The sequence below is a fragment of the Actinoallomurus iriomotensis genome (assembly GCF_030269445.1).
Taxonomy (GTDB): domain Bacteria; phylum Actinomycetota; class Actinomycetes; order Streptosporangiales; family Streptosporangiaceae; genus Actinoallomurus; species Actinoallomurus iriomotensis.
This window is the reverse complement of record NZ_BSTJ01000002.1, coordinates 279084-300428: the sequence shown is the minus strand read 5'-3', so window position 1 is coordinate 300428 and position 21345 is coordinate 279084. Positions and strand designations below refer to the sequence as shown.

The 21345-nt window shown below is 70.1% G+C and carries 22 protein-coding genes; 6 read left to right on the top strand and 16 right to left on the bottom strand.

What is annotated here, in order from left to right:
* The 5 genes from QSK37_RS10260 to QSK37_RS10240 form a co-directional block, all read right to left on the bottom strand.
* On the bottom strand, positions 1–1206 hold the full coding sequence (locus QSK37_RS10260; protein WP_285619305.1) for a histidine kinase: 1206 nt from the start codon (positions 1204–1206) through the stop codon (positions 1–3).
* Positions 1203–2954: a sodium/solute symporter gene (locus tag QSK37_RS10255; RefSeq protein ID WP_285619304.1), complete on the bottom strand. Its 1752-nt coding sequence runs from the start codon at positions 2952–2954 to the stop codon at positions 1203–1205. The genes QSK37_RS10260 and QSK37_RS10255 overlap by 4 nt, the downstream gene beginning before the upstream one ends.
* A 35-nt stretch (positions 2955–2989) precedes the next feature.
* The gene (locus tag QSK37_RS10250) at positions 2990–3361 is read right to left on the bottom strand and encodes a hypothetical protein (protein ID WP_285619303.1); all 372 of its coding nucleotides are present in this window, start codon (positions 3359–3361) and stop codon (positions 2990–2992) included.
* Between the two features lie 354 nt (positions 3362–3715).
* A complete protein-coding gene (locus QSK37_RS10245) occupies positions 3716–4513 on the bottom strand; it encodes a LytR/AlgR family response regulator transcription factor (protein ID WP_285619302.1) in 798 nt (265 codons plus the stop codon).
* A 539-nt stretch (positions 4514–5052) separates the two neighbouring features.
* Positions 5053–5598 carry a hypothetical protein gene (locus QSK37_RS10240; RefSeq protein WP_285619301.1) on the bottom strand — a complete coding sequence of 182 codons (546 nt, stop codon included), beginning with the start codon at positions 5596–5598 and terminating at the stop codon, positions 5053–5055.
* Between QSK37_RS10240 and QSK37_RS10235 the strand changes: the two genes are divergently transcribed.
* The gene (locus QSK37_RS10235; protein ID WP_285619300.1) at positions 5564–5980 is read left to right on the top strand and encodes an SGNH/GDSL hydrolase family protein; all 417 of its coding nucleotides are present in this window, start codon (positions 5564–5566) and stop codon (positions 5978–5980) included. The genes QSK37_RS10240 and QSK37_RS10235 overlap by 35 nt on opposite strands.
* Positions 5981–6064: 84 nt before the next feature.
* Here QSK37_RS10235 and QSK37_RS10230 read toward each other — a convergent pair whose 3' ends face one another.
* From QSK37_RS10230 to QSK37_RS10185, 10 genes are all read right to left on the bottom strand, one after another.
* Positions 6065–7069, bottom strand: coding sequence for a substrate-binding domain-containing protein (locus QSK37_RS10230; protein WP_285619299.1), 1005 nt, complete (start codon positions 7067–7069; stop codon positions 6065–6067).
* Positions 7070–7102: 33 nt separating this feature from the next.
* Positions 7103–8104, bottom strand: a complete 1002-nt coding sequence (locus QSK37_RS10225) for an ABC transporter permease (RefSeq protein ID WP_285619298.1) — start codon at positions 8102–8104, stop codon at positions 7103–7105.
* On the bottom strand, positions 8101–9594 hold the full coding sequence (locus tag QSK37_RS10220; protein ID WP_285619295.1) for a sugar ABC transporter ATP-binding protein: 1494 nt from the start codon (positions 9592–9594) through the stop codon (positions 8101–8103). Before QSK37_RS10220 ends, QSK37_RS10225 begins: the two co-directional genes overlap by 4 nt.
* Before the next feature lie 13 nt (positions 9595–9607).
* Positions 9608–10012, bottom strand: a complete 405-nt coding sequence (rbsD, locus tag QSK37_RS10215) for a D-ribose pyranase (RefSeq protein WP_285619293.1) — start codon at positions 10010–10012, stop codon at positions 9608–9610.
* Positions 10009–10947 (bottom strand): ribokinase, encoded by a 939-nt coding sequence (locus QSK37_RS10210; protein WP_285619291.1) that lies wholly within the window; start codon positions 10945–10947, stop codon positions 10009–10011. Before QSK37_RS10210 ends, rbsD begins: the two co-directional genes overlap by 4 nt.
* 100 nt (positions 10948–11047) lie before the next feature.
* Entirely contained in the window at positions 11048–11902 is an 855-nt protein-coding gene (locus tag QSK37_RS10205; RefSeq protein ID WP_285619289.1) for an aldehyde dehydrogenase family protein, read from the bottom strand.
* Complete coding sequence (locus QSK37_RS10200) at positions 11899–13314, bottom strand: aldehyde dehydrogenase family protein (RefSeq protein ID WP_285619286.1); 1416 nt, start codon at positions 13312–13314, stop codon at positions 11899–11901. Before QSK37_RS10200 ends, QSK37_RS10205 begins: the two co-directional genes overlap by 4 nt.
* Positions 13315–13318: 4 nt before the next feature.
* The gene (gene deoC, locus QSK37_RS10195) at positions 13319–14263 is read right to left on the bottom strand and encodes a deoxyribose-phosphate aldolase (protein ID WP_432705560.1); all 945 of its coding nucleotides are present in this window, start codon (positions 14261–14263) and stop codon (positions 13319–13321) included.
* Between the two features lie 14 nt (positions 14264–14277).
* Positions 14278–15324, bottom strand: a complete 1047-nt coding sequence (locus tag QSK37_RS10190; RefSeq protein WP_285619284.1) for a LacI family DNA-binding transcriptional regulator — start codon at positions 15322–15324, stop codon at positions 14278–14280.
* Positions 15325–15600: 276 nt separating this feature from the next.
* A complete protein-coding gene (locus QSK37_RS10185) occupies positions 15601–16053 on the bottom strand; it encodes an Lrp/AsnC family transcriptional regulator (RefSeq protein ID WP_285619283.1) in 453 nt (150 codons plus the stop codon).
* A gap of 110 nt (positions 16054–16163) precedes the next feature.
* On the opposite strand from QSK37_RS10185, the gene QSK37_RS10180 reads away from it, so the two are divergent.
* The 4 genes from QSK37_RS10180 to QSK37_RS10170 all read left to right on the top strand — a co-directional run bounded on the left by QSK37_RS10180 (position 16164) and on the right by QSK37_RS10170 (position 19097).
* Positions 16164–17063 carry an EamA family transporter gene (locus QSK37_RS10180; protein ID WP_285619281.1) on the top strand — a complete coding sequence of 300 codons (900 nt, stop codon included), beginning with the start codon at positions 16164–16166 and terminating at the stop codon, positions 17061–17063.
* Complete coding sequence (locus QSK37_RS10175) at positions 17060–18040, top strand: aldo/keto reductase (RefSeq protein ID WP_285619280.1); 981 nt, start codon at positions 17060–17062, stop codon at positions 18038–18040. The genes QSK37_RS10180 and QSK37_RS10175 overlap by 4 nt, the downstream gene beginning before the upstream one ends.
* Positions 18041–18108: 68 nt before the next feature.
* Positions 18109–18642 carry a DUF3761 domain-containing protein gene (locus tag QSK37_RS51670; RefSeq protein WP_432705551.1) on the top strand — a complete coding sequence of 178 codons (534 nt, stop codon included), beginning with the start codon at positions 18109–18111 and terminating at the stop codon, positions 18640–18642.
* A 149-nt stretch (positions 18643–18791) separates the two neighbouring features.
* Positions 18792–19097 carry a hypothetical protein gene (locus QSK37_RS10170; RefSeq protein WP_285619279.1) on the top strand — a complete coding sequence of 102 codons (306 nt, stop codon included), beginning with the start codon at positions 18792–18794 and terminating at the stop codon, positions 19095–19097.
* Here the strand turns inward: QSK37_RS10170 and QSK37_RS10165 are convergent, their stop codons facing one another.
* Positions 19098–20291, bottom strand: coding sequence for an ROK family transcriptional regulator (locus QSK37_RS10165; RefSeq protein ID WP_285619278.1), 1194 nt, complete (start codon positions 20289–20291; stop codon positions 19098–19100).
* Positions 20292–20460: 169 nt separating this feature from the next.
* Between QSK37_RS10165 and QSK37_RS10160 the strand changes: the two genes are divergently transcribed.
* The gene (locus QSK37_RS10160) at positions 20461–21324 is read left to right on the top strand and encodes a sugar phosphate isomerase/epimerase family protein (protein ID WP_285619277.1); all 864 of its coding nucleotides are present in this window, start codon (positions 20461–20463) and stop codon (positions 21322–21324) included.
* Positions 21325–21345: the final 21 nt, after the last annotated feature.

The following is a 21345-nucleotide window of genomic DNA, read 5'->3' as shown; positions in this document are numbered from 1 at the left end:
TCATCGCGCCGGTCCGGGCGAGGGGAGCACGCCCTTGTGGTACTTCGGGATCCGGACGGTGACCTTCATCCCCGCCTCGACGCCCGTCTCGGCTACGAGGCCGTAGCCGTCCCCGTAGACCTGCCGCAGCCGCTGGTCGACATTGCGCAGGCCGATGCCGGTCGAGGGGCCGCCCTCGCCGTCGAGGATCCGGCCCAGGTGCCGGGGGTCCATACCGGCGCCGTCATCCTCGATGGCGACGATCGCGTCGACGCCGGCGTCCTGCGCGGTGATCGTGATGTGGCTCGTGCCCGCGGAGTCCTCCAACCCGTGCTTGACGGCGTTCTCCACCAGCGGCTGCAGGCACAGAAACGGCAGTGTCACGGGAAGCACCTCCGGCGCGACCTGCAGCGTCACCTCCAGGCGGTCGCCGAAGCGCGCCCCGGCCAGGGTGAGGTACTGCTCGATGGAGTGCAGTTCCTCGGCCAGCGTGGTGAAGTCGCCGTGCCTGCGGAAGGAGTAGCGGGTGAAGTCGGCGAACTCCAGCAGCAGTTCCCGCGCCCGGTCCGGGTCCGTACGCACGAACGACGCGATCGCGGCGAGCGAGTTGTAGATGAAGTGCGGGGAGATCTGCGCGCGCAGTGCGCGGATCTCGGCCTCGATCAGGCGGGTTCGTGACCGGTCCAGCTCGGCGAGTTCGAGCTGGACGGAGATCCATCGGGCGACCTCCTCGGCGGCGCGCACCAGCCCGGCCGACTCGGCGGGCCCGTACGCGATCAGGGTGCCCAGGACCTCGTCCTCGACGGTCAACGGCGCGACGAAGGCCCAGCCCAGCGGGCAACCGGGCTTGTGGCAGCCGGTGGGGACCGCGGCGGCCCGGCGCTCTTGGAGCATCGACGCCGCCTGCGCCAGCGCCTCCGCCCGGTGATGGTCGCCACCGATGCCGTCCCAGGTGAGGACGGACGCGCGGTCCGTCAGGCAGACCGCCCGCGTGCCCAGCAGGTCACGTATCCGCCGCGCGGACTTGCCCGCCGTGCTCTCGTTCAGGCCCGCGCGCAGGGGAGGGGCCGCCAGCGAGGCGGCGTGCAGCGCGGCGAGGGTGGACGCCTCGGTGAGCGCGCCGGCGCCGGCACCCGCCGTACGGCGAGGTCGCGCGCTCCACCTGCCGACCAGCACGCCGACCGCCAGCAGCAGGACGCCGCACACGCCGAGGAGCGCCCCGTTCATCCGCCCGCCCCGCGTACCGCGGCCGGATCCGGGCGGCCCCCCGGATCCTCCGGCGTGTGCAGCCGCCGCATCATCGCCTCCGTGCCGCCCGGGACGCCGCCCTGTGTGGCGAGCGAGACGATGACCGTGACGAGGAAGGACAGGGGAACCGACCAGAGCGCGGGAGACCCGAGTAGCGAGGCCCACCAGCCGCCGTCCATGCCCCCGACGATGGTCGCCACGACGGCGGCGAGAGCCGACCCGCCGCCGACGACCAGCCCGGCGGCCGCGCCCTGCGGCGTGAGCCGCCGCCACCAGATGCCGAGCGTGAGCAGCGGGCAGAAGGCCGCGGCGGACAGCGCGAAGGCCATGCCCACCGAATCGGCCACCGGCAGGTCACCGAGCAGCACCTGGGCCACGGCCGGGACGCCGGTGGCAAGCAGCGTGACCCAGCGGAAGCGCCGTACTCCCCACGAAGTACGGCCGCGGGACGGCAGCACGTGCTTGGTGAGCACGCCGGTCACCGCGATGGTCAGCCCGGAGGTCGTGGCCAGGAAGGCGGCGAACGCCCCGGCGGACAGCAGCGAGCCCAGCAGTTCACCGGTGACCCCGCGGATGAGCCGTGCGGGTAGGACGAGCACGGCCGCGTCGGAGTCGCCGGTGAGAATGAGGTCGGGCGCGTGGAGCCGGGCGAGCATGCCGTACACCGGGGACAGGAGGTAGAACGCGCCGAGGAGCACCAGCACGACCACCGTCGTACGCCGTGCCGCGGCGCCGGTGGGGCTGGTGTAGTACCGCACCACCACGTGCGGCAGGCCCATCGTGCCGAGCAGGGTGGCGATGATCAGGCTGTAGGTCGTGTAGAGCGAGTGCGGCTGCGGGCCGCTGTCGACCGACTGGTCGGCCCGCCCGCCGGACATGACGACGGTGTCGGGCACCGGGGTGCCCGCGGCGAAGTCCAGCCGGGCACCCTGCTCGACATGGTGCCGGCCCGGCCCCAGGTCCAGTGTGGTTCCGGCGTAGCCGCGGCCGTCCACGTCACCGGTCACCGTGACGCGGACCGGGCGGGTGACGGACAGGTCGAGGGGGGAGGACAACGTGACGTGCGTCCGTTCGCGGAAGGTGAGCTGCTTGCCGTACGCGAGCCGGTGACCGTCGTGCGTCTGCCACGCGACCAGCAGGAATGCCGCGGGGACGAGCAGCGCGGTCAGCTTCAGCCAGTACTGGAACGCCTGGACGAAGGTGATGCTGCGCATCCCGCCGGCGGCCACGACGACGGTCACCACGGCGGCGACGAGAAGGCCTCCGGCCCACCGAGGTGCACCGGTGATGACGGTCATGGTGAGCCCGGCCCCCTGGAGCTGGGGGACGAGGTACAGCCAGCCGACGCCGACGACGAACACGCTCGCGACCCGGTGGACGTACCGCGATTCCAGCCGCGCCTCGGCGAAGTCCGGCAGGGTGTACGCGCCGGAGCGCCGCAACGGCGCGGCGACCAGCAGCAGGAGCACGAGATACCCGGCGGTGAAGCCGAACGGGTACCACAGCATGTTCGGCCCGTACACCAGGATCAGCCCGGCGATGCCGAGGAACGACGCCGCCGAGAGGTACTCCCCACTGATCGCGGCGGCGTTCAGGCCCGGGTTCACGCTGCGGGACGCCACGTAGAAGTCCGATGTCGTCCGCGAGATGCGCAGCCCGAGGGCGCCGATGAGCACGGTCGCGAGGATGACCAGGACGATGGCGGGGACGGTGTAGGCGGCGTTCATCGCCGGCCCCCACGGTATGGCGCTGAGTGGACCACTCAGTCACCCTCGGTGCGACGCGCGAAGTCCCGTTCGTGGCGCTCCGCCCTGCGTACGTACCACCAGCCGAGCAGCACCAGCGGCGGGTAGCAGGCGAACCCGAGGATGAGCCAGGTCAGGCCCGGTCCCGACCGGATGCCACCGGAGGCCGGCGCCAGCACCAGGAGGAGTGGCAGTAACGCGGTGGGCACGGCGAGCGCGACGACGCCGACGAGGGAGGAGCGGAGCTGACGGCGCATGAGGGAGTGCAACCGGGGATCCTCATGGACGGCGGCCCGCGCCGCGGAGACCGGCGGGCTCACCGGAGCCTTGCGAGGGCGATTCGGGGATCGGGTGACCACTTCGCGTCGCGGGATCGGCTCGACGCTCATGGCGATCACCTCCCGGCTCACACATGCCAGCGCCAGGAGTGTATGCAGCCGAGAACGCGACGGCTAGGCCAGCCGCCGTGTCCTTTCGGGAACGTCGCTATTTCGTTGTCTTTTTCGGGATTGCGGCGGCCTCACGGTCGGGTCGTCGGGCTGCGGTGCGTTCTCTCTTTCCGCGGCCACCGTACGGGCGGTCGCCGGTACGGTCATCGGAGCGCGGGGGGCGATCGCCCGGCGGGCGGTTTCCCGCGCCGAGCGGTCGCGTTCGCGCGCCGAGTGGCAGCCCGAGAGCCGAGCGGTCGCGTTCGCGCGCCGAGTGGCAGCCCGAGATCGGTGGCCCCGGGGCCGGCCGCCGGCTCAACCGCCCTTGGCCTGCCGGAGCAGGAGTTCGCGCAGCTCGCCTGCGTGCCGGCGGCTCACCGAGAGCACCGCCGTGCCGACGCGGATGCTCATGCTCCCGCGGTCGAGGCGCAGCTCGTCGATGCGGCCCAGCGCGACCAGATGGCTGCGATGCACACGGACGAACCCGCGGGGGCGCCACTGCTCCTCCAACGTGGAGAGTGGGATGCGTACGAGGTGGACGTCGCGTCCGGTGTAGAGGCGGGCGTAGTCGCCGTGGGCCTCGGCGTACAGGATGTCGTCGATGGGGATGAAGCGGGTCACGCCGCCCAGCTCGACCGGGATGTGGTCGGGATCGCCGACCCCGGCCGCCGGCATGAGACGCTGAGCGGTGGCGGCCCCGCCCTTGCCGCGGCCGTCGCGGGCGGCGACCTGCTCGACCGCCCTGCGTACGGCCTCGGCGAGCCGTGCCTTGTGCACCGGCTTGAGGACGTAGTCGACGGCCTCCAGATCGAACGCCTGCACGGCGAAGTCCTCATGCGCGGTCACGAAGACGACGAGCGGAGGCGCGGCGAATCCGCTGAGCAGCCGTGCCATGTCCAGTCCGCTGAGACCGGGCATGTTGATGTCGAGGAAGATCACGTCGATCGCCGACTCGCCGTCGGGCCCGCCGTCGACGGCGAGCCCGATCCGGCGCAGGGCCTCGGTGGAGTCCGAGGCTCCCTCAGCCCGCGACACCCGGGGGTCGGCACGCAACAGGTAGAGCAGCTCTTCGAGTTGGGGCGCCTCGTCCTCGACCGCAAGCACGCGCAGCATGAACGCCGAGTGTAGACGCGCGCGCCCGACCGTTCGTCGCTCATCGAGCGTACGGTCGGCGCCGGCGGGCCACCGCTCGTCCGCTCGACATACGGGCCGGACGCGACGTTTACCCGCTCATCGAGTCCTCGTCGCCGCTGGTCGCGCGGGCCGCCTCGAGTGGTTCCGCCGGTCGCGCGGCGTTCGTACGGTTTGGTGCATCGGACCCACGCCGGGAGACGCAGAAGGGGCTTGGAGAAGACATGAGCACCGATTCCGCCGAAGAGAGCCGGACCGTCACGTCGCGCCACCACTCCGAATCCGCGGTCACCGCCAAGGACGCGCGCCGCTGGGCCCTTCTCTGACCTCCGCGCTCGCGTACTACCGATGTGCGAGGGCAGTCCCACCCCGTCAGGGGCGCCTCTGGCACATGGGGCGTGGGCACCGGATGACGACGCCTCACCGTGGCGGCCAGGCGTCGCCGGAGAACTCCGCGCCGCCGCCCCGGTATTTCCCGTCTCGGGCGCCGGCGTAGGAACCCTGGGACACGGCTCGACGCGTCAGTGCCAGGACTGGTGGGAGAGCACTCTGCTCACCATCGCGGGCGTGGCGACTTTCAGCTCGCAGGCGAGAGCGATCGCGGCCTCGTAGTCAGGGCCGCCGATGATGCACGGTTCGTCCAGGTCGCGCAGGTTCTGGGTCTGAACCCGGTAAGGGTGGGTCCAAGGGGCCCATGGCGCGTCGTTGCTCCAGTAGCGGTCGATCGCGGCCTCGGTCATGACCTCGCCCACGCCCGCTCCGCGATCGTAGGCGACGGATCTGCGGAAGGAGTGGTCACTGGCCTCGGTGACCGGCCATTCGCGGACAACGCGCCCATCGACCACGACCGCCAGCTTCTCCACGATGGCGAGATACCGGTATCCCATCGGGATGTCGTCGTAGACGGAACCGGGTACCACCCGCTCGTCTCCCGGCACCCAGCCGTAGCCCCAGCCGCGTGCCTCCACCACGTGCTGCGTACGGGCCTCATCGACGTCGAACGGGTCCAGTCCGCCCTTCGGCGTCTCATACGTGACCTTTGTCGGCGGAACGCGCGGAGTATTCATCGGTCGATTCCTACCCGTTCCAGCCGGAGGCCGCCAGTGCCGAGCGCGGGGCGCCTTCTACTCCGACTGCGCCGCCGTGCTCGACCAGGTGCGCACCGCCGCGCCGGACGCGCTGTTGGTGGTCGGTGGGGCGTGGATGCCGAGCGACGGAGGCATGTGGACGGACTGCCGGCGCATCGCGCACTACGACGCGCTGATCGCGGAGCAGGCGCACCGGCACGACGGCATGTACGTCCCGTTCACCGACCTGTTCGACCACGACCCGAACCGCGACCCGACGGGCGTCCCGGCGTTCGGCGAGTACACGACCGACGGGTTCCACCCGAACGACGCCGGCCACCGCGCGATCTACAACCGCTACCGGATCGCGCTCGGACTGTAGGCGGCGCAGGCACGCCGCAGGTGCCCAGCACGGCGCGATCGTCATGGGCCCGCCAGCCGTGGTGGGCTGAGCGGGCCCTCCGCGTCAGCGCAGGGACGAGGGGACGTCCGCGGTGTCGCCGAGTCCCACGAGGTACTTGGCGTACTCCTTGACGTTGTCCTTGGTGATCAGCTTCCCGTGGAGCGTCTCCTCGGTGTTGACCTTCGTCCCGGAGAGGATGTCGCTCGCGAGGCTGCTGACCTTCTGGCCGAGCGCGTACGGCGACTCGGCGTTCGTCGCCGCCATCTGGCCGGAGGCGATGGCGGCGAGCGCGTCGGAGATGCCGTCGTTGCCGACGAGTTTGACCTTGCCGGCGAGGTTGCGGGCCTTGAGCGCGGACAGCGCGCCCATCGCCATCTCGTCGTTGGCGGCGTAGACCCCCTCGATGTCGGAGTGCGCCTGCAGGACGTTGGTCATCACGTTGAGCGCTTTGGCGCGGTCGAAGCCGGCCGACTGCTTGGCGACGACGGTGATGCCCTTGTACTTGGCGATCTCCTCCTCGAAGCCCTTGCTCCGGTCCTGTGCGACGTTGGTGCCGAGGATGCCCTGGATCTCCGCGACCTTGCCCTTGCCGCCGAGGGACTTGGCGAGCGCGTCGGCGGCGTTGCGTCCCGCCTCGACCGCGTCGTAGCCGACGAAGCAGGTGAGCTTTCCACCGGACGGCTTGCGGTCGAACGCCATCACGGGGATGTTCGAGGAGTTCGCCTGGTTCACCGCGGAAGTCGCGGACTGGCTGCTGACGGGGTCGAGGATCAGGACTCCGACCTGCTTGGAGATGGCAGTCGTGCTCAGGTTGAGGGCGGTCGCGTCGGAGTTGTCGGCGTTCTGCACGGCCAGTTTGAGGCCCTGCTTGGACGACTGCGCCTGGGCGCCGTTCTTCACGCTGACGAAGAACGGGTTGTTCAGGGTGCTCATGATCATGGTCGCGTCCTTCTTGCCGGACGCGGCCTTGCCGCCGGTGGCCGCCGAGCCGCCGCCGCCCCGGCTACAGCCGGTGAGGGAGAGCGCGGCCGCCGCGGTGAGGGCGATGACGGAACGGGCGATACGCATCGTTGGGGGCTCCTTGGTTCGTTGCGATGGGGGTCACTGCCGGGCGAGTTCGGGTGTGGTCGAGGAGGGTGCCGCGTCGCCGGGTCCGCTGCGTCTGGTCACGAGTCCGCGGAGGGCGTCGAGGTTGCGGTCGAGGAAGACGGCCAGCAAGATCACCAGGCCTTTGACGACGTCCTGGAGGAACGGCGACACGTCGAGCAGGTTCATCCCGTTGTCGATGACTCCCAGCACGAGGGCGCCGACGAGGGTGCCGACCAGCGTGCCGCGGCCCCCGGCGAGGCTGGTGCCACCGATGATCACCGCGGCGATGGCTTCGAGTTCGAGGCCGGTGCCCGCGGTCGGCTCCGCGGTGGACAGCCGGGCGGTGAGGATGAACCCGGCCAGCGCCGCGAGAACACCGCTGATCACGAAGGCGAGCACCTTGACCCGCTGGGTGCGGATGCCGGACAGCCGTGCCGCCTCGGCGTTGTCGCCGGTGGCGTACACGAAGCGGCCGTAGCGGGTCCGCGCGAGCACGAAACCGAACACCGCGAACACGACGAGCATGATCAGTACCGGGACGGGGATGCCGGCCAGCCGGTTCTGGCCGATGCCCTGGAACGTGTAGTCGGTCACCGCGACCGGGTTGCCGGACGTCAGCTGCAGGCTCAGGCCGCCGAGCACCGACATGGTGGCGAGCGTCGCGATGAACGAGGGCATGCGGGCCTTGGTGACCAGCAGCCCGTTGATCAGACCGACGGCGACGCCGACCGCGACACCGGCGGCGAGCGCCGGGAGGAGGCCGTCGGAGCGCAGGACTTGCGCCGTCACGACCGCGGAGAACCCGAGCGCCGCGCCGACGGACAGGTCGATCTCGGCCAGGATGATGACGTACGTCTGCCCGACCGCCAGCAGCGCCGCCACGGAGGCGGCCAGACCGACGTTGAGCAGGTTCGTGCTCGTGAGGAAGACCGGCGAGGCGAAGCTGAGGATGATTCCGACGAGCAGCAGCATCCACAGAGCACGCAGCCGGTTCGCGAGGGTCTTGAGGTTCATGCGGCACCTACCAGGGCGTGCTCGAGGATGGACTGCTCGTTGACACGGTCGCCGGTCAGCTCCGTGACGATCCGGCCTTCGCGCATCACCACTACGCGGTCGGACATCGCCACGAGTTCCGGCAGGTCGGAGCTGACCAGTACGACGGCGACACCATCGGCGGTGAGCTTGTTGATGATGCGGTAGATCTCGGTCTTGGCTCCGACGTCGACACCGCGGGTGGGCTCGTCCATGAGGAGGACCCGGGGACCGGCCATCACCCACTTGGCGAACAGGGCCTTCTGCTGGTTTCCGCCCGACAGCGAGCCGACGGCCATGGCGGGCGACGCGGCCCGTACCCGCAGGTCGGTCATGACGGCGCCGGTCTCGGTGCGTTCGCCGGCCCTGCGTACGACCCCGCTCACGCCGGTGAAGCGATGCAGTGAGGCGAGCGACACGTTCGCCTCCACCGACAGCGCGGTGCACAGCCCCTCGGCCTGCCGGTCCGGCGACAGGTAGGCGATGCGGCTCTCGATCGCCTCGCGCGGATTCCGTACGCGGACGGGGGAGCCGTCGATGGTCACCGATCCGCCGGTCATCGGATCGAGTCCGAACAGCGCCCGGAGCAGGGTGCTGCGCCCGCACCCCACGACGCCGCCGATGCCGAGCACCTCGCCGGCGCGGACCTGGACGTCGATGTCGTGGAAGTCCGAACCGGCCACGCCTTTCGTCTCCAGCACGACCTGATCGGTGGCGTTGCGGTCCTTGGGGTAGAAGTCGTCCACGCCCTCGCCGACCATCGCCGTGACGACCTGCCGGGTTTCGAGGTTCTCCACCGCCTCGTCGAGCGTCACCCGCCCGTCGCGCAGGACCACGATCCGGTCGGCGAGGTCGAACACCTCATCCATCCGGTGGCTGATGTAGATCACCGACACGCCGGCGTCCCTGAGCCGCCGTACCTGCGTGAACAGCCGTTCCGACTCGCGCTCGTCCAGCGCTGCGGTGGGCTCGTCCAGGATCAACAGGGACGGCTCGTGCGTCATGGCCTTGGCGATCTCGACCATCTGGCGCTCGGCGACGTTGAGGCTGGAGACCGGCCGGCGTACGTCGAGGTGCACGTCGAGCTTCTGGAGCGCTGCCTCGGCGGCCTCGATCATTCGCCGCTTGGCGACGAGCATGCGACCGAACCGGCGTTCCCGGTCCAGGACGTACATGTTCTCCGCCACGCTGAGGTGCGGGAAGAGGTTCTGCTGGAACTCCTGGTAGATGACCTCGATGCCGAGCGCCATCGCGGCCTGCGGGTCCTTGAGCACGACGGGTGTGCCGTCGACCAGAATCCGCCCGGCGTCGGGCTGGTGGGCGCCGGAGATGATCCGCGTGATCGTGGACTTGCCGGCGCCGTTCTCTCCGGCCATGGCGAGGACCTCGCCCGGGGCGATCTGAAAACCGACGCCGCGCAGCACATGGTTGTCCCCGAAGGACTTGTGCACGTCGGCCAGTTCAATGCGCATGTCAGTCTCCCGGTCAGTACACGACGCCCGCGGTGAGCAGCACGTTCGCGTACGGGGTGAACTCGCCGGACCGTACGGCGGCGCGAGCGGCACCGGTGGCCCGCTTGAACTCGGTGTGCGGGACGAACTCGAGCGCCACGCCCAGGCGCTCGAAGCGCTTCTCGACCTGCGCGAGCATCTCGGGGCTGGCCTGCTTGATCTCCTCGGAGAGCAGCACCGCCTCGACCGCGAGTTCGTCCAGTACGACGTCCAGGACGTCGAGGAAGTGCGGCAGGTTCTCGCGGAGAGCCAGGTCGACGCGCTCGACGTCGGACGGGATGGGCAGGCCCGCGTCGGTGACGACGAGCCGGTCGGTGTGGCCCGTCTCGGAGATCACCCGGGCGAGCTGGCCGTTGAGGGTTCCGCCGTTGCGCCTCACTGAATGGCTCCTTCCAGAGTGGTGATGAGTGCGTCGACGGCCTGCCGGTCCGGAAGGGACGGGCTGGCGCCGGGGCGCGTGGTGGCCAGGGCGCCGGCGGCAGTGCCGCGCTGGATGGCGAGGTCGACGGGCATGCCGGCGGCGATGCCGGCGCCGAGGCAGCCGGTGAAGGCGTCGCCCGCCGCGGTGGTGTCGACCGGGGTGACAGGGAACGCCGGGAAGTGGCGGGTTCTCCCCGCCATGACGGACACGACGCCGGCCGAGCCGAGGGTGATGACCGCGTGTCGTACGCCGCGTTCGAGGAACCAGGCTCCCGCCCGTACGGCGGAGTCGGGGCCGTCGACCTCCACGCCGGTCAGCGCCTGGGCCTCGCTCTCGTTCGGCGTGACGATGTCGACGTACCGCCAGACGTCCTCCGGCAGCGGCTGCGCCGGAGCCGGGTCGAGTACGACCGTCAGCCCGGCCGCCGCGCCGGCCTTCGCGGCATGGCAGGTGACCTCGGCCCGGACCTCGAGCTGGAGGAGTAGCACGCCGACCGAGCCCTGGGTGGCCTGGATGCTCTCGTCCACCATCTCGGTGCTGAGGTCGGCGTTGGCCAGGGGAGTGATGACGATGTCGTTCTCGCCGGAGGCGTCGACGCGGATGTGTGCCACGCCGGTACGGCCCTCGACCGTACGGACCTCGCTCAGCTCCACGCCGTGGGAGCGCAGACCCGACAGGACGATCTCGCGGAACGGGTCCTGTCCCACACACGCGGCCATCCACGTCGGCGCGCCGGCGCGGGCCGCGGCGACGGCCTGGTTGGCTCCTTTTCCGCCGAGAACCAGGGTGAAGTCGTCGCCGAGCACCGTCTCCCCGCGGTTCGGGAGCCGTTGACTGAACGCCGTGACGTCCGCGGTGATGCTGCCGACGACGAGTACACCGCTCGGTTCCATGGCGGTCCTCCTGTTCCAGGGATGCTGTTTCAGGGATGACTGGGCTGGGGTCACGGCGCTCGCCGTGTCCCTGGGGCTTGTTATGAAGGGGTGGGCCGGGTCAGATCCCGACGGGGTGCCAGACGGTCTTGGTCTCCAGGAATGCGGTCATTCGTGCGATGCCGGGGTCGGTGGCCCGGTCGTTCGTTGTGGGCGACAGGACGCGTTTGAGGTTCTCCGCGGCGGCCTGTTCGCAGTCGGTGGCGAGGTCCTCGTCCGCGCCGGTGAGGTCGAGTCCGTTGATGTCCATGTGTGAGGCGATCCAGGGGGCGAGTTCGGTGCGGTGGCCGGTGAGGATGTTGACGACGCCGCCGGGGAGGTCGGAGGTGGCGAGGACTTCGGCGAGGGTGATGGCGGGGAGTGGCGCGGGTTCGGATGCGATGACGATGGTGGTGTTGCCGGTGAGGATGGCCGGGGCGAGTACGGATACGAGGCCGAGGAGGGGGCCGTCGGGTGCGAGGATGCCGATGACGCCGGTCGGTTCGGGGGTGGAGAAGTTGAAGTACGGGCCGGCGACGGGGTTGGCGGTGCCGGTGACCTGGGCGATTTTGTCGGCCCATCCGGCGTACCAGACCCACCGGTCGATGGCCGCGTCGACCTCGGTGCGTGCGGCGGTCTTGGTCAGGCCGCTGCCGCGTAGTTCGTCGGTGAACTGGTCGCGGCGTCCCTCGAGCATCTCGGCGATGCGGTAGAGGATCTGCCCGCGGTTGTACGGGGTGCGGGCCGCCCAGCCGGGTTGGGCCTTGCGGGCGGCGACGACGGCGTCGCGGACGTCTTTGCGGGAGGCGCGGGCGGCGTTGGCGAGGAAGGTGCCCTTGGCGTCGTTCACGGCGTAGGACCTGCCGGATTCGGATCGGGGGAAGGCACCCCCGATGAACAGCTTGTAGGTTTTGCGCACACTCAGCCGCTCGGTCATCGCAGGTAGGCCTCCAGTCCGTGTCGTCCGCCCTCACGGCCGAAGCCGGACTCCTTGTAGCCGCCGAACGGTGAGGCTGGGTCGAACTTGTTGAAGGTGTTCGCCCACACCACCCCGGCGCGCAGCCGTTGGGCCATCCACAGGATCCGGGACCCCTTCTCGGTCCACACGCCCGCCGACAGCCCGTAGGGGGTGTTGTTGGCCTTCTCAACCGCTTCTTGGGGGGTGCGGAACGTCAGCACCGACAACACCGGCCCGAAGATCTCCTCCCGCGCGATCCGATGCGACTGCGCCACCCCGGTGAAGACCGTCGGCGCGAACCAGAACCCCCGGTCGGGCAGCTCACACGGCGGCGACCAGCGGACCGCCCCCTCGTTGTCTCCGGCCTGGGACAGTTCACGGATCTTCGCCAGCTGCGCGGCGGAGTTGATCGCACCGACGTCGGTGTTCTTGTCCAGCGGATCACCCACCCGCAACGTCGCCATCCGCGTCTTCAGGCGATCCAGCAACTCCTCGGCCACCGACTCCTGCACCAGCAGCCGCGACCCGGCGCAGCAGACGTGGCCCTGGTTGAAGAAGATCCCGTTGACGATGCCCTCGACCGCCTGATCCAGGGGGGCGTCGTCGAAGACGATGTTGGCGGCCTTGCCGCCGAGCTCCAGCGTCAGCCGCTTACCCGTGCCGGCCACAGCCCGGGCGATCTGGCGGCCGACCTCGGTCGAGCCGGTGAACGCGACCTTGTCGATACCCGGATGTTCGACCAGCGCCCGGCCGGTCTCCCCGGCGCCGGTGACGATGTTGACCACGCCGGGCGGCAGGTCGGCCTGGCGGCAGATCTCGGCGAACGCCAGCGCGGTCAGCGGGGTGGTCTCGGCGGGTTTGAGGACCACCGTGTTCCCGCACGCCAACGCCGGCGCGATCTTCCAGGCCAGCATGAGCAGCGGGAAGTTCCACGGGATGACCTGCCCGGCCACGCCCAGCGGCCGCGGGTCGGCCACGGCGTACTCCAGCTTGTCAGCCCAGCCCGCGTAGTAGAAGAAATGCGCCGCCACCAGCGGCAGGTCCACATCGCGGGACTCGCGGATCGGTTTGCCGTTGTCGATCGACTCCAGCACCGCCAGCTCCCGCGAGCGCTCCTGGATGATCCGCGCGATCCGGAACAGGTACTTCGCCCGCTCGGCCGCCGGCAGCTTGGACCAGACATTCTCGTAGGCTTTGCGGGCGGCGGCGACGGCCCGGTCGACATCGGCGGAGTCCGCCTCAGAAATCTCGGCGAGGACCTCCTCACTCGCCGGGTTGACCGTCTTGAAGTGGTTGTTCGCGTCGGTGAACGCACCGTCGATGAACAGCCCGTAGGCGGGTTTGATGTCGACGATGTCGCGGGACTCGGGCGCGGGCGCGTACTCGAACATCGGCTCAGTCCAAGGTGAAGTAGTCGGGACCCGCGTACACGCCGGTCGTGAGCTTACGGCGCTGCATCAACAAATCATTCAAAAGCGAAGACGCCCCGATCCGGAACCAGGCCGGCGTCAGCCAATCCGGCCCGGCGGTCTCGTTGACCAGCACCAGATACTTGATCGCATCCTTGGTGGTCCGGATCCCACCGGCGGGCTTGACCCCCACCTGACGGCCCGTACGCGCCCGGAAATCCCGCACCGCCTCCAACATCACCAGCGTCACCGGCAACGTCGCCGCCGGACTCACCTTGCCCGTGGAGGTCTTGATGAAGTCCGCCCCGGCCATCATCGCCAGCCACGAGGCTCGGCGCACATTGTCGTAGGTGACCAGCTCACCGGTCTCCAGGATCACCTTCAGGTGCGCCTGACCACACGCGGCCTTGACCGCGACGATCTCCTCAAAGACCTTCGCGTAATCACCCGCGAGGAACGCGCCCCGATCGATCACCATGTCGATCTCTCCCGCACCGTCCTCGACCGCGCGACGCGTGTCGGCGAGCTTGGCCTCCAACGGCGCCCGCCCGGACGGGAAGCTCGTGGCGACACTCGCCACACCGACACCACTACCCGCCAAAGCACGCACGGCCTCGGCCACCAGATCGGAATAGACACAAATCGCCGCCACCATCGGCACGCTCGCGTCACCCGGATCCGGATGCATGCCCTTCGCGCACAACGCGCGGACCTTACCCGGCGTGTCAGCACCCTCCAGCGTGGTCAGATCCACCATCGAAACGGCCAGATCAATCGCCTCCGCCTTCGCCGACTTCTTGATCGACCGCGTCGCCAAACGCGCGGCACGCTCCTCCGCACCCACCTGATCAACACCCGGCAACCCATGCAGGAAGCCGCGGAGCGACCCGGCCGTCGAGGTGATCTCAGCCAATCCGGAGTCGGCCGGAATCGTTGGAGTGACGGTCACAGCGATCGAGTCCTTCCTGTTCGGCGTCCGGGCAATTCGGTCTCCTCTTGTGGTGGGGCGGTCGAGGCCCGTTCAACGAGCTTGGTGTCCAGGACGATCCGGCGAGGGATGTCATCGGCGTACTGCTCGTCGAAGCGGCGCAGGAGCAGCCGCATGGCGAGGACGCCTTGTTCCACCATCGGCCGGTCGATCACCGTCAGCGGAGGGCGGAGCAGCGGGCCCGTGTCGAGGTCGTCGAAACCGATCAGGCTTATCTGGGCGGGAATGTCCACCCGCATGTCGTTCAGTGCTTTGAGGGCGCCCAGGGTCATGAGGTTGTTCGCGGTGAATATGGCCGTCGGGGGTTCGGGCAGTGACAGCAGCACCATGGTGAGCTGGTAGCCGCTCGCCTCCCGAAAATCACCGATCAGGTCATGGTCAGGCCGGATGTCGACGCCCCCGGTGGCCAGCGTCTCCACGAAGCCATCGCGGCGGCAGCGGCCCGGGGTCGTGTCCTGGTTCCCGCTGATGGCGGCGATGCGCCGATGCCCGAGCCCCAGCAGATGCGCGGCGGCCTGCCGGGCACCGTCGTAATTGTTGACGAGCACGGCATCGAACTGCTCACCATCGGCGAGATCGCGGTCGATGAAGACCATCGGCACGTCGGCGTCCCGGACGTGCATCGGGGTCTGGTCCTGCTCAGTGGCCGGCGCGAGGATCACGCCGTCCACCTGCCGGACCATGTCCGCGATCACCTCGTCCTCCTGCTCGCTGCTCTCTTCGCTGTTGGCGAGCAGGATCCGGTAGCGCTGGCGGCGGGCGACGGACTCCATCCCCTTGACCACTGCGGCGAAGTAGGGATTCGTGATGTCCGGAACCACCGCCCCGATGGTCCGGGTCCGCCCGGACTTCAGGGATTGCGCGGCGGCGCTCGGCCAGTAGCCCAGTTCGTCCACGGCCGCCTGAATCGCCTCGGGCGACCGAACCCGCTGTCCGCGCAGGAACCGCGAGACCGTCGCTGGAGAGACCCCGGCGCGCGCCGCGACGTCATGGATGGTGGCCACATCGCTCCTCTACTGAAACCGTTGTCAGAGCATGGTTGCAGTTTGGGCCGCCCTGGCGTCAATAGCCCATTGCCGTCATGTTGCTGATCCGTTACATCCGGCCTCTACCAGGCTCGTTTGCTGGGGAGACGTTCACGGAGAGTCGTGGTCGGCAGTCCTGGAGCCCGGAGGTCGCGGCCACGAAGTGAAACCGTTGTCACTACGCCATGGCCTACGTCGGCGTCGGCCGTTGAACCCGGGTCTGGCCGCTCTGGTACTCCCAGAGGAGGCTTCGCCTCAACTCTTGTCCGGGTCCGGAATGGGGAGCGGGCGAGGAGGGACCGGCGTGGAGACGACGATCGAGGTCGTCGTCTGCCCGTGGATGAGGAAGCGGTCGATGACCTCCTCCAGCTCGGCGATCGACGGTGCGTGGACCTTCAGGAAGAAGCAGTCCTCTCCCGTGATCCGATGGCACTCGACCACCTGCGGGGTGCGGAGGGCGGCCTCGGCGACCTTGGGCAGCTGGCCCGGACCCGGCCGGACGCGTACGAGCGCGGTGACGGCCATCCCGAGGGCCTCAGGCGCGACGTCCATGTGGAAGCCGGTGATGACGCCCGCGCGTTCGAGGCGCTGTACGCGTTCGGTGACCGCGGGCGCGGACATTCCGACCCGGCGGGCGAGCTCGGACATCGACAGGCGGGGGTCGGCGTGCAGCTCGGAGAGGAGCCGCGCGTTGACCCCGTCGATCATGCCGGGATCATAGGCGTCACGGCCGTTACGGCGTGAATTCAACGGCAATCCGCGTCTCCCGCCTTCAAAGAGCCATTCAGGTTCGCGTCCAGGCTTGTCACGCTACTCCGGTGAAGTCGTCCATCACCACACCGGTTCTCGGGCCGTCGCGCCTCCGTGACCGCGTGCCCCCGCAGGCGTACTTCGGTGTGAGCGCGATCTTCCACTACCTCGGGCCCTCGTTCGCCGTCCTGCTGTTCGCCCACGTCGGCGTGCTCGGGGTCGCGTGGCTCCGGATCGCCGGCGCGGCGGTCGTCTTCGCCGTCTGGCGGCGCCCGTGGCGGCTGGTCGGGCGGATGCGGCCCGCGCGACTCGGCGTTCTCGTCGCACTGGGCGTGGTGCTGGCGGCGATGAACACGGTGTTCTATCTGGCCTGCGCGCGGATTCCGCTGTCGACCGTCGGGGCGATCGAGTTCCTCGGCACGGTGCTGCTGGCCGCGGTCGGTGTGCGGAACGGCCGTAACCTGCTCGCTCTCGCGCTCGCCGTCGGCGGGGTCGCCATGCTCGCCGAGATCAGGTTCGTCGACGCGCCGCTGGGGTTCGCGTTCGCCCTCGCGAACTGCGCGTTGTTCGTGGTGTACGTCATCCTCGGCCATCGCATCGCCAACACCGGGGCGGGCCTGAACGGGATCGACCAGCTCGGTGCCGCCATGCTGGTCGCCGCCATCGCGGTGACGCCGTACGGCCTCGGCGGCGCGACCCGTGCCTTCGCGCACCCGTCCTGGTTGCCGGCGGGCATCGGCGTCGGCGTGTGCTCCTCGGTCATCCCCTATGTCACCGACCAGCTCGCGATGGCCCGCCTGCGCCGGGCGACATTCGCGCTCATGCTCAGCATCCTGCCGGCGACCGCGACCGTCATCGGCCTGGTGGTGCTGGCCCAGCGCCCCACCATCGAGGACCTTGCCGGCATCGCGCTGATCACGGCCGGTGTCGCGCTCCACCAGGAACCGGCACGGAAGGAGTCTCCATGAGGTACGTCCGGCTCGGTGCGTCGGGTCTGAAAGTGTCACGGGTCTGCCTGGGCATGATGACCTTCGGCGACACGGCCACCCGGAAGTGGCACCTGGAAGAGGAGGCCGCCGAGCCGATCGTCGAGCAGGCGGTCGAGGCGGGGGTGACCTTCTTCGACACCGCCGACATGTACTCGGGCGGCATGAGCGAGGAGATCACCGGACGGTTGCTCGCCCGGCTGTTCCCGCGCCGCGACGACTATGTGCTCGCCACGAAGGTCTATTACCCGACCGGTTCCGGGCCGGGCGACGGCGGGCTGTCGCGCAAGCACGTCATGGCCGCCATCGACGCGTCGCTGCGTCGCCTCGGCACGGACCACGTCGACCTGTACCAGATCCACCGCCTGGACCGTGAGACGCCGGTCGAGGAGACGATGGAGGCCCTGCACGACATCGTGAAGGCCGGAAAGGCCCGGTACATCGGGGCGTCCAGCATGTACGCCTGGGAGTTCGCCAAGGCGCAGTACACCGCGCGGGCGGCGGGCTGGACGCGATTCGTGTCCATGCAGAACCACTACAACCTCATCTACCGAGAAGAGGAGCGGGAGATGATCCCGCTCTGCCGCGACCAGGGGGTCGGAGTGATCCCTTACAGCCCGCTCGCGCGCGGCGTACTGGCCGGAAACCGCGCTCGGGACGGCAGGCCCGTCACGGTACGCGCCGGCAGCGACCCGCTCGCCGAGTCGAGGCACGACGAGACCGACTTTGAGGTCGTCGACGTCGTACGGGCGATCGCCGGCGAACGCGGCCTCGCTCCGGCCCAGGTGTCCCTCGCGTGGCTCTTCGGCCGGCCCGGCGTGGTGGCACCGGTCGTCGGCGCCACGAAGCCGCACCATGTGGACGACGCCGTCGCGGCCCTGGAGGTCACCCTGACCGAAGAGGAGATCGCGCGGCTGGAGGCGCCCTACCGGCCCCACCCGGTCATCGGCCACTCCTGATCGTCCTGAGCGCCGGACTTACTACGTAAAGGCGGTGCCCTGGAACGGCCGCCCCGCGCGCGGGCGCCATGCTCATCCCCCCGGGCAAGCAGGATGTTTCCCCCTATGTCCGGCACCGGTCACAGCCCGCCGCTCCCGTCATCCGCGTCGACGCAACTCGCGTCACACAGGCACCAACGACGGGAGATCTTATGCGCCGATCCTTGATCATGCTGCTCGCCGCGTGTATGGCGGGTGTGCTGTTGTTGACGGGGTGTAAGTCACCACAGGACGCGAGCGGACCGGTGCCGTCCGCGTGGCCGGGGGACTCGGCTTCGGCGGAAAGCTCGCCGGACCCCGTGCCGTCGATGGTGACGCCGTCGGATCCGCCATCGAGGACGGCGCCGAGCTCACCGCCGAGAAGGACGCATCGGGTGACGCATCGCCCGGTGACGCGTCGCCCCGTCGTCCGCCGGCGGCCCACGCATCGTGCGTCCGTGCCGAAGGCGCCCTCTCATCCGTCCGGTGCCACCGCGAGATGCAAAGACGGCACCTTCTCGTACTCCCAGCACCACCAGGGCACGTGCTCCCACCACGGCGGCGTCGCGGTCTGGTACAAGTGACGCCGCCCGTGCGTGCAAGGCCGGGCCAACGGCCGTTGAAATCCGGGTGATCCCCGGCCGGTTCCGCTGCTCGCCGGGCCCCCGAACACGTACACCGGTGGGTGACAGGAGAGCCATCGGCTCTTTGGTGCGGGTTGAAGGGATCCGACGTGAAGCTCAGGACTCTTGCCGTCGCGGCCACGGCGGGCGCCGCCACTCTGCTGCCCACCGGCGCCGTGGCCGCCACCGGAGGTTTCTACTGGAGCCCGGACGGCAGCGGCGTACAGTCCGCTTCGATCGCGAATCCGGTGTCCGGCCGCTGCTACGTCCTGCGGGGCAATCGGCCCCCCTTCTACGCGGTCAACGTCACCAACAGCACCGCGCACTACTACCGTTCGGCCGGCTGCTCTGGCGAGGTGGGATCGCTGACCCCGAACATGACCGGCAACGTCACCCCGTACGTGAAGTTCGACTGATCAGGTCCAGCCGAGGGTCCGGTCGACCGCGGCCGGGGCGAAGACGGCGTCGCCCAGCAGATGGCCCGCACCGACGATGCCCGCCTCCTCGCCCAGGCCGGTGCGCACGATGGACAGGTCGCGCGTCACCAGCGGTGACGACTGCCGGTAGACCACCTCGCGGACCGTCGCGAGGAACGACTCGTCCGCGTCGACGAGCGGGCCGGCGACGGCGATCACGTGGGGGTTGATCAGGCTGGCCACGTCGGCGACGGCGTGGCCGATGATCCGGCCTGAGCGGCGGACCAGCCGCCGTACCTCGGGATCCCGGGCCCGGGCCAGGCGCACGACGTCGCGCACCGACGCGGCCTCGCGGCCCAGCTCACGCAGGTCGCGGACCAGCGCCCAGCCGGAGGCGTACGCCTCGACGCATCCGCTGTTGCCGCAGCGGCACAGCGGCGGGTCGCCGGTGCGGCCGGACTCGATCGCGGGGATGTGGCCGATGTCGCCGGCCGCGCCGAGCGCGCCGCGGTGGATGCGGCCGCCGAGCATGAGGCCCGCCCCCACGCCGGTCGCGGCCTTGACGAGCAGCAGGTCCTGCTCGCCGGGATGGCAGGCGCGGTGTTCGCCGAGGGCCATGAGGTTGGCGTCGTTGTCGACGAGCACCGGGCCGGCGAACTCTCCGGCGAAGAACTCCGGCACGCGGTAGTCGTCCCAGCCGGTCATGATCGGCGGACTGACCACGGTGCCGCTGCCGAACTCCACGGGGCCGGGCACGCCCAGCGCGACGCCACGGACCGCGTCGCGGTCGCGGCCGCACTCGGCGAGCAGCGCGCCGAAGTGACGGCGGACCGTGCCCAGCACCCGGCGCGGCCCGGTCGCCACGTCGAGGTTCACGGTGCGGCGGGCGAGCGGGCGGGCCACGAGGTCGGTGACCGCGGTGCGTACGTGGCTGCCGCCGATGTCGGCCACCAGCAGCACTCCGGCGGCGGCGTCCACCTCGAACGATCCGGCCGGGCGTCCCCTCGTCGAGTCGCCGCCGGCGGACTCGACGACGTACCGGGCGCGGGTGAGCGCGTCGAGCCGCTGCGCGACGGTCGACCGGGAGAGCCCGGTGTGCGCCATGATCTGCGCGCGCGTGGTGGCCCGCCCCGAACGGATCAGTTCGAGGAGCGCTCCCGGCCCCGTCGGACCGCCTGCGGCGACCTGTGCCACGGCGCTCCCTTCCACGACCTCCCCGGGCGTCCGTCCGCCCGTACGGGGAGAGCATAAACCGCCTTATGCGTTCTCATCAGGCGAATATGCGCAGCATCACATCCACTTTTGCTTGTCGATTACGCATAAGTCGGACTAGCTTCGCGTGGCAGGAGCCAAGGAGGTGACCGTGAACCCTCTGGGCGTGCACTCACTGGTGTGGGTCGGAGAACTGTCGCCCGAACCGCTGCGCGGCGCGGTCGAACGGTCGCGCGAGGCCGGGTTCGACCTGATCGAGCTGTCCCTGCACGACCCCGGCGTCATGGACGTCGCGGACACGCGCGCCGCCCTCGCCGCGGCCGGCCTGGACGTCGCCTGCTCGCGCGGGCTCGACTTCGACGCCGACATCTCCAGCGACGACCCGCGGACCGTCGGGCGTGGCGCCGTCCAGCTCGCCGAGTCGGTACGGCTGACCCGCGAGCTGGGCGGCCGTTACTTCGGCGGGGCGCTGTACAGCGCGCTCGGCAAGTACCCCCGCCCGGTCACCGCCCGCGGGCGGGCGAACTGCGTGGCGGTCCTGCGCGACCTCGCCGCCGAGGCCGCCGGCGTCACGCTGGGGCTCGAGGTCGTGAACCGGTACGAGAGCAACGTCGTCAACACCGCCCGGCAGGCCCTCGACCTCATCGACGACATCGGCGCCGACGGCGTGGTGGTCCACCTGGACACGTACCACATGAACATCGAGGAGGGCGACCTCGCCCGCCCGGTGCACGAGTGCGCCGAGCGGCTCGGCTACGTCCACGTCGGCGAGAGCCACCGCGGCTACCTGGGCTCCGGGACGATCGACTTCCCCCGGTTCTTCCGCGCCCTCGCGGCGATCGGCTACCAGGGGCCCATCACGTTCGAGAGCTTCTCCTCCGCCGTCGTCGCGGAGGGCCTGTCCAACAACCTCGCGATCTGGCGGAACCTGTGGGACGACGGGGCGGACCTCGCGCGGCACGCTCGCGCGTTCGTCACCGAACAGCTCACCGCCGCCCGGATGAACCGCCGCTGACCCCCGGAGGCGTCCCCCCCC

Coding starts and splice junctions, on each gene's coding strand:
- QSK37_RS10210 (WP_285619291.1), bottom strand. CDS start 10,947: ATGGAACCGAGCGGTGTACTCGTCGTCGGCAGCATCACCGCGGACGTC.
- QSK37_RS10185 (WP_285619283.1), bottom strand. CDS start 16,053: ATGATCGACGGGGTCAACGCGCGGCTCCTCTCCGAGCTGCACGCCGAC.
- QSK37_RS10230 (WP_285619299.1), bottom strand. CDS start 7,069: ATGCGTATCGCCCGTTCCGTCATCGCCCTCACCGCGGCGGCCGCGCTC.
- QSK37_RS10260 (WP_285619305.1), bottom strand. CDS start 1,206: ATGAACGGGGCGCTCCTCGGCGTGTGCGGCGTCCTGCTGCTGGCGGTC.
- QSK37_RS10205 (WP_285619289.1), bottom strand. CDS start 11,902: ATGACCGAGCGGCTGAGTGTGCGCAAAACCTACAAGCTGTTCATCGGG.
- QSK37_RS10175 (WP_285619280.1), top strand. CDS start 17,060: ATGAGGTACGTCCGGCTCGGTGCGTCGGGTCTGAAAGTGTCACGGGTC.
- QSK37_RS10220 (WP_285619295.1), bottom strand. CDS start 9,594: ATGCGCATTGAACTGGCCGACGTGCACAAGTCCTTCGGGGACAACCAT.
- QSK37_RS51670 (WP_432705551.1), top strand. CDS start 18,109: ATGCTCATCCCCCCGGGCAAGCAGGATGTTTCCCCCTATGTCCGGCAC.
- QSK37_RS10200 (WP_285619286.1), bottom strand. CDS start 13,314: ATGTTCGAGTACGCGCCCGCGCCCGAGTCCCGCGACATCGTCGACATC.
- QSK37_RS10255 (WP_285619304.1), bottom strand. CDS start 2,954: ATGAACGCCGCCTACACCGTCCCCGCCATCGTCCTGGTCATCCTCGCG.
- QSK37_RS10250 (WP_285619303.1), bottom strand. CDS start 3,361: ATGAGCGTCGAGCCGATCCCGCGACGCGAAGTGGTCACCCGATCCCCG.
- QSK37_RS10245 (WP_285619302.1), bottom strand. CDS start 4,513: ATGCTGCGCGTGCTTGCGGTCGAGGACGAGGCGCCCCAACTCGAAGAG.
- QSK37_RS10225 (WP_285619298.1), bottom strand. CDS start 8,104: ATGAACCTCAAGACCCTCGCGAACCGGCTGCGTGCTCTGTGGATGCTG.
- QSK37_RS10240 (WP_285619301.1), bottom strand. CDS start 5,598: ATGAATACTCCGCGCGTTCCGCCGACAAAGGTCACGTATGAGACGCCG.